This window comes from Arenibacter aquaticus, from assembly GCF_003957295.1.
Classification (GTDB): domain Bacteria; phylum Bacteroidota; class Bacteroidia; order Flavobacteriales; family Flavobacteriaceae; genus Arenibacter; species Arenibacter aquaticus.
This window is the reverse complement of record NZ_RQPJ01000001.1, coordinates 766839-780495: the sequence shown is the minus strand read 5'-3', so window position 1 is coordinate 780495 and position 13657 is coordinate 766839. Positions and strand designations below refer to the sequence as shown.

The following is a 13657-nucleotide window of genomic DNA, read 5'->3' as shown; positions in this document are numbered from 1 at the left end:
AATAATTTTTCAATTAACACCTAAAATAACTGGTTGATATTCGAGGCAAACAATTTTACCGCTATGGCCAATAGAATAACTCCAAATATTTTCCGAATTACATTAAGTCCGTTTTTGCCCAAAAGCCGCTCTATTCTACTAGAGGATTTTAGAACAATGTATACAAAAATAACATTTATTATAATGGCTACAATGATATTCTCTACATAGTATTCCGCTCTTAGTGAGAGCAGGGTGGTCACCGTACCTGCGCCTGCAATGAGTGGAAAGGCAATGGGAACTATGGAGGCGCTTTCCGGTTGGTCGTCCCGGTATAAGGTAATGCCCAAGACCATTTCTATGGCCATAAAGAAAATTACAAAAGCCCCCGCGACGGCAAAGGAATTTACATCTATACCAATTAAGTTCAGTATTTCTTCCCCAACAAACAAGAAGGCGACCATTATACAGGCCGAAACAAAGGAGGCTTTTCCAGACTGGATGTGGCCTACCTTGTTTCTTAACGAGATAACAATGGGGATGCTCCCTATGATGTCTATAACGGCAAATAAGACCATGCTCGCCGTAATTATTTCCCGAAAATTAAAATTGAATTCCATCAAAAACTTAAATTCTGTTGATTGTGAAAAGTGTTTGGACTACAAACACCCGGCAAATTTACGTTTAATAAAGGGGTTTTGGATTTAATTAAAGGAAAATATATCCGTCTAAAGAATTATATTTGCAGCCTAATAAAAGAGTATGTTCCAACTTGGAAAAACAATTGTATCGGAGGAAATTATAGAGAACGATTTCGTTTGTAATATTAATGCCTGCAAGGGGGCTTGTTGTGTGGAAGGCGAGGCCGGGGCACCTTTGGAAGATGGGGAAACCCAGGTGTTGGTAGATATATATAGTAAGGTTAAACCTTTCTTAAGACCGGAAGGAGTAGCGGAAATAGAAAAGCAGGGCGCCTTTATAAAAGGAGAGGACGGGGAGTGGGAAACGCCCTTGGTAAATGGCAGTGAATGTGCCTATGTAGTGTTTGCCGAGAATGGAACCGCCAAATGTGGCTTGGAAGAGGCCTATAATCAAGGGGCAACCAAATGGAAGAAACCGGTATCCTGTCATTTATACCCTATACGCGTACGGGAATATTCAGAGCTTACTGCGGTAAATTATCATAAATGGGAAATTTGTGACGCGGCCTGCTCTTTGGGAGAGGAGCTTAAGGTGCCTATTTATAAGTTTGTAAAAGAGGCTTTGATCCGGAAATTTGGAAAAAAATGGTATGCGGAGCTGGAGCAGACCGCCAAAGACTACCAGGCTAGTAAGTAGGGATATGTAATACTACCTTGGTGCCCAATGAAACCTTGTCGGCATCGTAAAGGTCAATAATTTCAACTTGGAAAGAGTTCTCGAAGTCTTTAGAGAAATTGGCCAATCTTTCTTTGGTGATATCTATTCCAATAGATTTTCTTTTTAAGATCTTGCTTTGCTTTATCCTCTCGGAAGCAGCGCGACCTACCCCATTGTCCGATATGCTGATCATTATAAATTGCTCATTTTCCCTGCTTACATGAAGATGGACGTTTTTTTCACCGTCCTTGGAGGAGAGCCCATGCCACAAGGCGTTTTCCAAAAAAGGCTGTAAGATCAATGAGGGGATCTTCACCGTGTGTTGGTCTATGTCATCCTCTACATCTATCGTAAAATTGATCTCGTTGGAGAATCTAATGTTTTCTATGTTCATGTATAACTCAATGGTTTCCAGTTCATCGGCCAAAGATATTTCCTTTAAGGAGGAGGCTTCCAGGATTTTACGCACCAATTTGGAAAATTTATTGAGATAGTGAACGGCATTCTTTTTTTCGTTGTTAATGATGTAGAGTTTGATAGAGTTGAGCGAGTTGAACAAAAAGTGTGGGTTCATTTGGCTTCGCAACATGCTCTGCTCCAAGGTAAGGATCTGTTTTTCGTTCTTGAGCTCTTTCTGCCGATAAAGGATATACAGGATAAAGGTCAAAAGCGCCATCCCTAGGGCACCTATGATCAAGGTGTTGGTTTTTTTGCGCAATCGAAGGTTCATAAATTCATTTTCCCTTGCCAGCGCTTCAATTTGATTGGTTTTCTTTTCCGTTTCGTATTTTATGATCAAATCGTTGATGTACCTCCGGTTAACCTCACTATTGATTTCCTCATTATAGCGCTCTGCCAATTTGTAATAATCCAAGGCCTTTTTGTAGTCCCCTTTGTTTGCAGAGAGTTTGGAAAGGAAACCGTAAGCCTGCGCAATATAACTGGGGAAATGGTGTTTGATGGACATTTCCAGTCCGCGGTTCAGGTACTTTTCCGAGTCTGGGTATTGTTTTAACTCCATTAAGACCCATCCCATATTAATGTTGATGGCGGCAATAATAGACATGTCGCCCATAGATTCTGCTGCCAAAAGGTTGGGCTCTAAAATTTCCAGGGCTTCCTTTAATTTATTTTGTTTTATGTAGATCTGGGAAATACTATTTTTACATATAACCCTACCCTTGTCGCTATTTATTTCGTTGTTGTATTCCAGTGAGGTTCTGTAGTAGTGCAGGGCTTCCTCCAATTCCCCCTTGTGTTCAAGGCACTCGCCAATATTCTGGTAGTTGATGGCCAGGCCCAGCTTATTGCCCATCTCCTTGGCCGAGGCCATGGCCTTTTTAAATTGGGCAATGGCTATATCGTATTGCTTTAGGATTAGATAAAGGTTCCCAATACTATTTAAGGAAACATCTACACTGGTTTTTAGGTCAATTGAAGGGTTCTGCACGGTCTCCGCCAGCTCCAAGGCCTCCTGATGATAGTCTAGGGCTATTTTAATGGCATCACTTCTCCTGTAGACTACGCCCAACATATTAAGGCTAAGAACCCTAAATTCCAGGTTGTTGGCCGCCAATGCTGCCTGTAGTGCCTTTTCGTGTAGTGCTACGGCTTTGGAAAATTGGGAGATATCACGATATTTTCTCCCTAAATGGTTGTAGGCATAGGATTGCCCTATTAAATACTGGTTTCTACTGGCCTCATTGGCAAAATACCGCATATAAATGGTGTCGCCTTTGTTGTTGCCCAATACGGAAGCCAATTCCCGGTAGGTTATTGGAGCTGCTTTTATTAGACTGTCTGTTACTCTCTTAAAAGTTTCGGGAACTTGTTGGGAAACAGCCTGGTAAGTAGTTAGGGCGAATAGGAAGGAAAAAAAAAATGAGCCCCTTAGTTTTACAGGCCTATGAAGCTCAAAAAGCAAATATACTAAGGAGGGAAACTTCATATCATCGCTTATATTAAATCCAAAAAGTCTGATTTTTTCTGTCTTGAAACAGGGATTTTGTGGTTGGACTGTAGAATAACGTAACCGTCAGTTTTAAGGAACTCCTTTATCTTATTGAGGTTTATGATATAGGAATTATGGATTCTGAAGAAAGTATCCTTGGGCAACAATTGATTTACTTCCTTTAATTTCTTGGTAAGTAGTATTTTTTGCCCATCACTTAGAAAAAGAGTACTGTAATTACCATCGGATTCCGCAAAAAGGATTTCCTCGCTTTGCAAAAACAATAGCTTTCCGTCCGTATTAATGGTAATCTTTTTTTGAAGGGAATCTGAATTGAATTTCAATAAGATTTTCTCCAATTTTTCTGCCGTATAATTCTTGCTGTTAAATTTTTTTATTTTGGCAAGGGTAGCATTTAAATCATCGGTGTCTATAGGTTTTAAAAGGTAATCTATAGCCTCGTTCTTTAGGGCTTTTATGGCGTATTGGTTATAAGCAGTGGTAATTACCACAGGAAATTCCTTGGTTTTTATTTTCTGTATAAATTGGAATCCGTCCATAGTAGGCATTTCAATATCCAAGAACAGGCAATCTGGGGGATTGCGTTCCAAGTATTGTAAGGCCTCAATAGGATCTGTAAAAGAAGCTACAACCTTAATTTCGTCACTAAAGTTGGTCAGCTCCCAAGACAGACTCTGTAAGGCTTTAATTTCATCGTCAACTAAAACTGCTTCTATCATAGTAAAAAGAAAGATAGTCAAAAATAAAAATATTGCCAGTATGCATCCATATTTTTGTGTCAATGGAAATGATTCGAGTATGACTGGTGGGAAATGGTTTAAAATTGGACCTATTTAATAAATTATGGGAATTAGGGAAGGGTGGAATGGTTTTGGTTTAAAATTCCAACTGTCATTCATACAGAAAATAGGACCATTTACACAATTGGGGCCTCAGCACCCTTTCATTTCTTATACATTTGGTTTGTTAATAAATTCCCCTCATTAGAGGATGTTTAATGCATAGTGCAAAAATCTAAGTGATGAATAAATGTATTGTTTTTTTTATCGTTTTAGTTTTGGTTCTGGCCATAGCGGTAATAACCGACAAGCAGGGCGGGGATACTGTTAAAAATGATTTAGTGGAGCATAAGGCGGATGCCAATAGGACCTTGGAGGGGTATAAGGTAAAAGTTAGCAGGGGTTATTGATAATTTTGCATATTGTGGATTTTAGCAGGGAGTACAGGCTGTATCCATGAAAATAAATAATATTATAAACATTTAAAGTTCTGTCAAATAAAGTGCGATCCTCAAGGTATGTTTTAGTTAAACATGTCATTGTTGTAAAACAATCCCAAGATGTAGTTGTAACATTGAAAAACACAATCAACTTGTAGGATTCGGATTTCTCATAGTATTTAGGTTTCGGGGGAACTACCTAAGAATGTGGTTCCGGTTCTTGTAATTCAAAGTCTCACTTCATCATAGGGATCGCACAGTTTGGCAGTATTTTTAAAGCGTTTGGGCCCTGGCCAATTAAGGTCTGGATGTAAGCACAAGCCCCTAGAATTACCTTATTTTTTACCCTATAAATAATTTTCATTGATTTCTTCTCGGATAAACCTTATATTGTTATATCGTATAATATGGCAATGGAAGAACTGTGGGCAATGGAAAATTAAAAGAACAGATCGTAAAAATGTTCCTGCTGGCCATTTACTTTAACGGCCAGTTATTTCTTTATGCCCAAAATCAAATTAAATTTAGGCAGCTCTCCGTACATGACGGACTTTCACAAAACAGTGCCATATCAGTGGCCCAGGATAGTATTGGTTATCTATGGGTGGCTACCCAGGATGGTCTAAACCAATACGACGGTAGAAAATTCACTATACACCCCTATGCCTTTGTAGATATTACCCGATCCAATTTTAGCTATTTGGGCAAGGTCTACACAGATAGAAGGGGAGATGTTTGGATTATCCCAATGGATAGGAGGCCCTATAAATTAGATAGGGCTACCAATAATTTTGTGCCTTTACAAGGTGTTGGGGATGCTAGCTCCATATTCATGGACGGGGATTTTAATTTATGGATAGGAACCTATTCTGGAGATCTTTATGAAAAAAAGGCGGGGGAGGAAAAGGCGGTGTTGAGAGTGTCTAATCCAGAGATAAGGGGTGCTGTTTACAGTATCACCCAAAATCCAAGTGGGGTCCTTTTATTGACTATGGACAAATATATTGTGGAATTCAATGCTCATACCAATATCCGTTACCCCAAGAAGTTCCAAGATGTACAGGGCAGAATAATCCATGCCAATTACAGCGATGTAGTTTTTGATAGTCAGGATAGGGAGTGGATTGCGACCTTTGGGAATGGGCTATTCTATAGGACTACCAGTGAATCCGTTTTATGGCGATTAAATGATTTGCCCTTTAAGGGTAACTTGCCGGTAGATTTAAATATTACGGACCTTTACATGGATACCAAGCAAAGGCTATGGGTAGCCACCTATGGAGCTGGGCTATACCTGGTAGATTTTGAAAAGTATAACATAAGCCATTTTGGATCTGAAAAACACAATCCAACTGCAGTGCACTATAATGATATTCTCTGTATATATGAGGATTACACTGGAACCTTATGGTTTGGTACGGATGGGGCCGGGTTGAGTTACTATGACGAATATTTGGAAAAGTTTAATTCGTTTACCGATTACCAAACGCCTCAGGATGTAAGTATTGATGTGGTGCGATCTATTGCGGTGGACAACGACAATAGGATCTGGATAGGTACATCGGGAAAAGGGCTTACCCGTTATACACCGGAATCGGACAGTTGGAAAACTTTTAGAACGGACCGTGGCAGGGCCAATACTATTTCTTCGGATCGGGTCATGAGCCTCTTGCCGGATGAGGATGGGGATTTATGGATTGGGACACAGCAAGGTGGTTTAAACATTATGGACGCCTCAGGTAATATTACCCACTTTTCTGCTGAGGATAAAAGTCGTTTTCCAGGAAATACCATTTGGTGTATTTATAAGGATGACAGGGGGAAGGTGTGGATAGGCACCCGTGATCAGGGCTTGGTCCAATTTGATAAAAAGAAAGGGGTACTAAATCGCTTTAAACATACCCCGGATAACAAGCAGGGGATTTCCAGTAATAATATTAGGGTAATTACATCTGATGACAAAGGCAATTTGTGGATTGGAACAGAGAATCGGGGTGTTGTTTTTTTTAATAGGTCAACCCAGTTGTTTAAGTCATATCTATATGGGGAAAATGGAAATTCGTTATCCTCTAACGCCATAAAATCACTTTACTATTCGCCCAAGGGTATACTTTGGATAGGTACCAATGGGAAAGGCCTCAATGCCTATGATATTGCTAAGGATCAATTTTATGGTTTTAGTGTTAAGGACGGTCTTGCCAATGATGTAATTTACGGAATACTGCCCGATGATAGGGGTAATCTTTGGTTGAGTTCCAACAAGGGAATAACAAAGTTTGTTCCCAATGATACCATTGGGAATACCCCTACTATAACCAATTACAATAATTATGAAGGCCTGGCGACCGAGTTTAATACAGGTGCCTATTTTAAGGATAAGAAAGGAAATCTTTATTTTGGGGGCTTGGAGGGGTTTTACTGGTTTAAGCCCAATCAATTGAAAAAGAGTTCCGTTTTGCCTAAAACGGCAATCACGGGCTTTGATGTGTTTAACAAGCCGTTTCCCATGTTGGAAGGTCAAAAATTGCAGGCTGGGCAGAACACTATTTCTTTCACCTTTTCCAGTTTGCAATATGCCCTCCCCACCAAGAACCAATATCAATATAAACTAGTTAATTTTGATACCGATTGGGTTTTTTCTGGAAACCAGAATTTTGCACGATACACCAGCTTGCCCCCTGGTAATTATCAGTTTCAGGTTAAGAGCAGTAATTATGACGGACAGTGGAATCCGGAGCCGGTATCCTATTCCTTTTCTATTTTGTCTCCCTGGTACCTGACCCCTTTTGCCAAATTTGCATACATAGTAATTTTTATTTTACTGCTGTACGGCATATATAGGTACCTTATTTGGCAATGGCGCCTACAGCTGAACTTGCGGTTAAAGGTAGAGGAGACCGAACGGTTTAAACGGCTTAACGACTTTAAGTCCAAGTTGTATACAGATATTTCCCATGAATTTAGAACACCTTTGAGTTTAATAGCCGGACCGGTAGATGTAAAACTGGGGCAGGGCGGACTGTCTAAAATGGATTTTGCCAATTTCTCTATGATCAAACGTAATATTAACCGTTTGATCGCTTTGGTGGATCAGTTGCTTCATTTGGCGAGGCTGGAAAAAGGTAATTTAAAACTGAAAATAGCTAAAGGAGATCTGGGCCTATTTTTAGGTATGTTGGTGGCAACCTTTAAATACAGGGCAACCGTTAAAAGAGTGGATTATGAAATAGAAATAGACCGCATCCCCAATGCCTGGTTTGACGAGGATGCCCTGGAGAAAATAATTACCAACCTCCTCTCCAATGCCTTTAAATATGTCAATGAGAGCGGGGTGTGCCGTTTTTCTGCACACAATAAACAGGGAAAATTGCATTTGAGTGTTCGGAATTCTGTTGAGGATTTTTCCCAGGTTGATTTGGATAGGTTGTTTACCCGCTTTTATCAGCAAAATGAATATTCGGAAGGGGCAGGTATTGGTTTGTCCCTGGTTCAGGAGTTGGTAAGTTTGTATCAGGGAAGCATTGTGGTTGAAATGGAAGAGGGGGGCATTATCCATTTTAAGGTTGTGCTTCCAATGTCTAAAGAGGATTTTGAGGATATTGATCTGGTGGAAGTGGAGTCGGGAATGGGGGGATCCATTTTTGGTACGGGGCAAAAGGTTGAGGAAGGGGGTGTGGTTGCCAAAGAGTTGCCCAGTGTTTTGGTGCCCTTAAGTGAAGCGCCACTACTGCTTATTGTGGAGGATCATGAAGAGGTGAGGGAGTTCTTAAAATCGGTTTGGGCTGGAAAATACCGGATACTGGAGGCTAAAAACGGGGAGGAAGGTATGGCAACGGCCTTGGAGGTAGTGCCAGACCTTATTATATCAGACGTGCGTATGCCTATTTGCGGGGGAATCGAACTTTGCAATAAGTTAAAGACCGATGAGCGTACCAGTCATATACCTATTGTTCTTTTAACCGCAGGTATAGGGGAAGAACTGGAATTGCAGGGGCTTGAATCCGGAGCGGACGACTTTATTACCAAGCCCTTTAAGTTGCGTATCCTTCAGACAAGGGTGGAAAATTTAATAGGCCTAAGAAAACTATTGCGCAATAGATATAGTCAGGAACTCGTTATTGAGGCCAAGGATATTGCCGTTTCGCCAACGGATGAGGCCTTCCTTGGCAAACTGGAAATGGTACTGGATGAAAATCTGTCGGATCCCCAGTTCAATGCAGAGGTGTTCTGCCGAAAATTGGACATGAGCCGTATGCAGCTACATAGGAAACTCTTGGCCTATACGGGACTTTCTACAACGGCCTTTATTAGGTCGCAACGCTTAAAACAAGCCCTTCAAATCCTTAAAACATCAGATGCCTCCGTTAGCGAAATTGCTTATGCCGTAGGTTTTAATACGCCGTCCTATTTTATTAAATGCTTTAAGGATGTTTATCAGAAAACCCCAACGGAGTATTTCCAGTCCACAAATAAATAGACTTCCGGTCAATGTTACATTTATTGCAAAGATTGTTACATATGAGATATGTTCTTTACTGGGCTTGTCATAGATTTGGTATCCTGCTTCAAAAGGTTCCACAAGCTTGGGATTGTTAGCTTTTTGGATGGCCCTTTATAATTATGGCCCGGGAAAGATGAAAGGGAATGGCATTTGCGATTGGGTGTCTTTACGGGAAACAACAAATTAAATTAACTCAAACTCCACTATTATGAATACTAAAAATGTTAACGGGATTACCTTGGTTTTTTTGGCAATGCTCGCCATATCCATCATTATGATTTTAATGGCGCTATCGCTCTAATTTTCCATATGCTTATGGGATTGCTGCAAGAGTGAACTTTGGATGCCCTTTTTGCCTTTTTTAATGTGTAGACCAGGGTGTGAAAATACTAAACCAAAAAGTATGTTTTTTATATACTTTTTGGTTTATTTTTTTTCAATAAATATTTTACAAAAGTGGCCGCGTGCGCTAAAGTTAATGAACATCACTTGTGAGTCCACATTTCAACATTCTGTGTTAAAAACTTTGTATTAAATATAAAGAAAGGGCTTTAGTTATTGGGGCTATTTTGCAATCTTTGTTATTCCCTACCGAGGGCTATATTTCGCCTTAGTTTTAAAAATTTTATAAATACAAAAGATATGTCAGCAGCCATTGAGCCGATCCTGCAAGAAAACCTTAACCGATTTGTTATCTTTCCTATTAAACATCATGATTTATGGGACTGGTACAAGAAATGCGAGGCGAGTTTTTGGACGGCAGAGGAAATAGACCTGCATACCGATCTAAACGATTGGAATAATAAATTAAATAGTGACGAGCGTTATTTTATAAAGCATATACTGGCCTTTTTTGCGGCTTCTGACGGAATTGTCAATGAAAACTTGGCAGAGAATTTTGTTAGTGAAGTACAATATGCGGAGGCAAAATTCTTTTATGGGTTTCAGATAATGATGGAAAACATTCATTCCGAAACCTATTCCCTTTTAATAGATACCTATGTTAAGGACGAAAAGGAAAAAGACCTACTTTTTAATGCAATAGAAAACTTTCCTGCCATTAAGAAAAAGGCCGAGTGGGCCTTAAAATGGATAGAGTCGCCTAGTTTTGCGGAACGACTTATTGCCTTTGCCGCAGTAGAGGGTATTTTCTTTTCCGGGGCATTTTGTTCCATATTTTGGTTAAAGAAAAGAGGATTGATGCCCGGACTTACCTTTTCCAATGAATTGATATCCAGGGATGAGGGTATGCATTGTGATTATGCCGTGCATCTGCACAATAACCACTTGGTAAATAAAGTACCAAAGGCACGTATAACCGAGATTTTGGTGGATGCCTTGAATATAGAAAGGGAATTTATAACAGAATCACTTCCTGCTAGTTTGATTGGAATGAATTCTAAATTGATGACGCAGTACCTAGAGTTTGTTACGGACCGTTTGTTGGTGGAGCTGGAGTGTGATAAAGTGTACAACTCTACCAATCCGTTCGACTTCATGGATATGATATCCCTACAGGGCAAAACCAATTTCTTTGAAAAAAGGGTTGCCGAATATCAAAAAGCAGGGGTAATGAACAAGGATAAGGACGATGACTCACAAAAAATCAGCTTCGATGCCGATTTTTAACCTATAGAGCCTTTGGTTTAAATCCCCTTTGGGTTATAAGGGGATTTTTAAGCAATGAATTTGATATGTTAAAAATTTTAACATATCGCCCCCTAACCCAAACTTATGTATCATTTTTAAAATTGTAGCGACATGTATGTAGTAAAAAGAGACGGCAGAAAAGAGCTGATGATGTTCGACAAGATCACGGCCAGAGTACGAAAATTATGTTATGGACTTAACGATTTGGTTGACCCATTAAAGGTTGCCATGCGGGTAATTGAGGGTCTTTATGACGGAGTGACCACGTCTGAATTGGATAATTTGGCAGCAGAGATTGCAGCTACTATGACCACTACACACCCGGACTATGCAAAATTGGCGGCACGTATTTCTGTTTCCAACCTACATAAGAACACCAAGAAATCCTTTTCGGAAACCATGAAGGATCTCTATGAATACGTAAACCCAAGGACTGGCAAAAAAGCACCTTTACTGTCCGATGAGGTATATAAGGTGATTTCGGAGAACGCCGTAAAATTGGATTCGACTATTATTTATAACCGGGATTTTGGCTACGATTATTTTGGGTTTAAAACATTGGAGCGTTCTTATCTTCTAAAACTTAATGGGAAAATTGCCGAACGCCCACAGCATATGCTTATGAGAGTTTCCGTAGGGATTCATTTGAACGATTTGGATGCCGCCTTGGAAACCTATGAGTTGATGTCTAAAAAATATTTTACACACGCTACGCCTACACTGTTCAATTCTGGTACGCCAAAACCCCAGATGTCGTCCTGTTTTTTATTGGCCATGAAAGACGATAGTATAGATGGTATATACGATACATTGAAGCAAACGGCCAAGATTTCCCAATCTGCCGGGGGGATAGGTCTTTCCATTCATAATGTTAGGGCTACAGGCTCCTATATCGCCGGTACCAACGGAACCTCCAACGGTATTGTGCCCATGCTACAGGTTTTTAATGACACGGCGCGTTACGTAGATCAGGGAGGTGGAAAGCGTAAGGGTAGTTTTGCCATCTACGTGGAGCCATGGCATGCCGATATCTTTGAATTTTTGGATTTAAAGAAAAACCACGGGAAAGAGGAAATGAGGGCCAGGGACCTCTTCTATGCTATGTGGGTACCCGATTTGTTTATGAAAAGGGTGGAGTCTAACGAAAATTGGACACTGATGTGTCCTAATGAATGTCCTGATCTTTTTACGCAGCACAGTGAGGATTTTGAAAAATTATATACAAAATATGAGGCAGAAAACAGAGGGCGTAAGACGGTTAAGGCACGGGATTTATGGGAGAAGATTTTAGAGTCCCAAATAGAGACCGGCACACCTTATATGTTGTACAAGGATGCGGCCAATAGAAAGAGTAACCAAAAGAATTTGGGGACTATTCGCTCTTCCAACCTTTGTACAGAGATATTGGAATATACCTCCCCCGATGAGGTGGCGGTATGTAATTTAGCATCCATTGCATTGCCAATGTTCATAAAGAACGGGGAATTTGATCATAAGGAATTGTTCAAGGTTACCAAGCGTGTGACCAAAAACTTGAACAGGGTAATAGATCGTAATTATTACCCCATTAAAGAGGCCGAAAATTCCAATATGCGACATAGACCAATTGGATTGGGAGTGCAGGGCCTTGCAGATGCCTTTATAATGTTGAGAATGCCTTTTACCAGCGATGCGGCAAAGGCGCTTAACCAAGAGATATTTGAGACTTTGTATTATGCTGCCGTTACCGCTTCTATGGAGATGGCCAAAGAGGAAGGCGTTTACTCTACCTATGAAGGTTCACCTATATCAAAAGGAGAGTTCCAGCACAATCTTTGGGGAGTTAAGGATGAGGAATTGTCCGGAAGATGGGACTGGGGTAAATTGCGCAAAGAGGTTAAAAAGAATGGAGTTCGTAATTCCTTATTGGTAGCTCCAATGCCAACCGCCTCCACATCACAAATCCTGGGGAACAACGAATGTTTTGAACCCTATACCTCCAATATTTATACCCGTAGGGTGCTATCTGGGGAGTTTATTGTGGTAAACAAACATTTGTTGGAAGATTTGGTTAACCTAGGACTGTGGAATGAGAATATGAAACAGGAATTAATGAGGGCCAATGGGTCTGTACAACATATTCAGAATATCCCGGACGAGATCAAGGAATTGTACAAAACGGTTTGGGAACTTAGTATGAAGGATATTATAGATATGTCCAGGCAACGAGGGTATTTCATTGATCAAAGTCAGTCCCTTAACTTGTTTATGGAGAATGCCAATTACTCCAAACTAACTTCCATGCACTTTTACGCATGGAAAAGCGGACTTAAGACCGGTATGTATTATTTAAGGACCAAGGCTGCTGCAGACGCCATTAAATTTACCCTGGACAACAGCAAGAAGGATGAGCCTGTTGCCAAGGAAGTGGAAATTGGATTGGGTACACCTGAGGTGGCCAAGTCAATAAAGGTAGAGGCAGTTGCTGCTGATAATAAGGATGTGGATGTGCAGCCAATGACAGCGGCTGAGATGAAGGAATTAATAGCCCGAGCTAAAGAGGGTCAGGCAGATGATGATTGTTTAATGTGCGGCTCCTAAACGCTCTATAGGAGTGGTTATTTGTTATAACAACAGACCCCCCAAGGAATTCCTTGGGGGGTCTGTTGTTTTTGGTGTATAGGTGTTTTAGGGGCTTTCTACCCTATTATATTGGTTAATTGGGTGCCTATCTGTTAAATATGTAGGGTTTTAATACCAGGGCACAAATAATGGCAATGCCGTAAATCGTCAATATGGTAATATGATTGTCCATTTTTATACCCTAAGCTCAATGTTCTTTATATTTTATATACGGGCATAAAGGGAATCTGGACTATGGCCATAAGAATACAGTCCATTCAACCATTGTCACTTTTTAAAATGGTGATGGCATAGCAACCTGCCTATTATGAAGAGTATACAGTATAGGCCTATAACATAAAAATAAGTTTCCATT

General features: G+C 40.3%; 8 protein-coding genes. 5 read left to right on the top strand and 3 right to left on the bottom strand.

Annotated elements, in window-relative coordinates; translation table 11 throughout:
• Positions 1–20 precede the first annotated feature (20 nt).
• The gene (locus EHW67_RS02940) at positions 21–599 is read right to left on the bottom strand and encodes a MarC family protein (RefSeq protein WP_126160840.1); all 579 of its coding nucleotides are present in this window, start codon (positions 597–599) and stop codon (positions 21–23) included.
• Between the two features lie 142 nt (positions 600–741).
• Between EHW67_RS02940 and EHW67_RS02935 the strand changes: the two genes are divergently transcribed.
• Positions 742–1317 carry a DUF3109 family protein gene (locus tag EHW67_RS02935; protein WP_126160839.1) on the top strand — a complete coding sequence of 192 codons (576 nt, stop codon included), beginning with the start codon at positions 742–744 and terminating at the stop codon, positions 1315–1317.
• Here the strand turns inward: EHW67_RS02935 and EHW67_RS02930 are convergent.
• On the bottom strand, positions 1307–3286 hold the full coding sequence (locus EHW67_RS02930; RefSeq protein ID WP_126160838.1) for a tetratricopeptide repeat protein: 1980 nt from the start codon (positions 3284–3286) through the stop codon (positions 1307–1309). The genes EHW67_RS02935 and EHW67_RS02930 overlap by 11 nt on opposite strands.
• Positions 3287–3294: 8 nt before the next feature.
• Complete coding sequence (locus EHW67_RS02925; protein WP_126160837.1) at positions 3295–4029, bottom strand: LytR/AlgR family response regulator transcription factor; 735 nt, start codon at positions 4027–4029, stop codon at positions 3295–3297.
• Positions 4030–4331: 302 nt separating this feature from the next.
• Here EHW67_RS02925 and EHW67_RS20310 point away from each other — a divergent pair, with 302 nt between their 5' ends.
• From EHW67_RS20310 to EHW67_RS02910, 4 genes are all read left to right on the top strand, one after another.
• Positions 4332–4499 carry a hypothetical protein gene (locus tag EHW67_RS20310; protein ID WP_158285061.1) on the top strand — a complete coding sequence of 56 codons (168 nt, stop codon included), beginning with the start codon at positions 4332–4334 and terminating at the stop codon, positions 4497–4499.
• 454 nt (positions 4500–4953) lie between these two features.
• Positions 4954–9006, top strand: coding sequence for a two-component regulator propeller domain-containing protein (locus EHW67_RS02920; protein ID WP_126160836.1), 4053 nt, complete (start codon positions 4954–4956; stop codon positions 9004–9006).
• Between the two features lie 666 nt (positions 9007–9672).
• Positions 9673–10659, top strand: a complete 987-nt coding sequence (locus EHW67_RS02915) for a ribonucleotide-diphosphate reductase subunit beta (RefSeq protein WP_126160835.1) — start codon at positions 9673–9675, stop codon at positions 10657–10659.
• A gap of 132 nt (positions 10660–10791) precedes the next feature.
• Complete coding sequence (locus tag EHW67_RS02910; protein ID WP_126160834.1) at positions 10792–13260, top strand: ribonucleoside-diphosphate reductase subunit alpha; 2469 nt, start codon at positions 10792–10794, stop codon at positions 13258–13260.
• Positions 13261–13657: the final 397 nt, after the last annotated feature.

What these genes read in the sequence shown, in the direction of transcription:
- EHW67_RS02940 (WP_126160840.1), bottom strand. Translation starts at nt 599, where the DNA reads ATGGAATTCAATTTTAATTTTCGGGAAATAATTACGGCGAGCATGGTC.
- EHW67_RS02915 (WP_126160835.1), top strand. Translation starts at nt 9,673, where the DNA reads ATGTCAGCAGCCATTGAGCCGATCCTGCAAGAAAACCTTAACCGATTT.
- EHW67_RS02935 (WP_126160839.1), top strand. Translation starts at nt 742, where the DNA reads ATGTTCCAACTTGGAAAAACAATTGTATCGGAGGAAATTATAGAGAAC.
- EHW67_RS02930 (WP_126160838.1), bottom strand. Translation starts at nt 3,286, where the DNA reads ATGAAGTTTCCCTCCTTAGTATATTTGCTTTTTGAGCTTCATAGGCCT.
- EHW67_RS20310 (WP_158285061.1), top strand. Translation starts at nt 4,332, where the DNA reads ATGAATAAATGTATTGTTTTTTTTATCGTTTTAGTTTTGGTTCTGGCC.
- EHW67_RS02925 (WP_126160837.1), bottom strand. Translation starts at nt 4,029, where the DNA reads ATGATAGAAGCAGTTTTAGTTGACGATGAAATTAAAGCCTTACAGAGT.
- EHW67_RS02910 (WP_126160834.1), top strand. Translation starts at nt 10,792, where the DNA reads ATGTATGTAGTAAAAAGAGACGGCAGAAAAGAGCTGATGATGTTCGAC.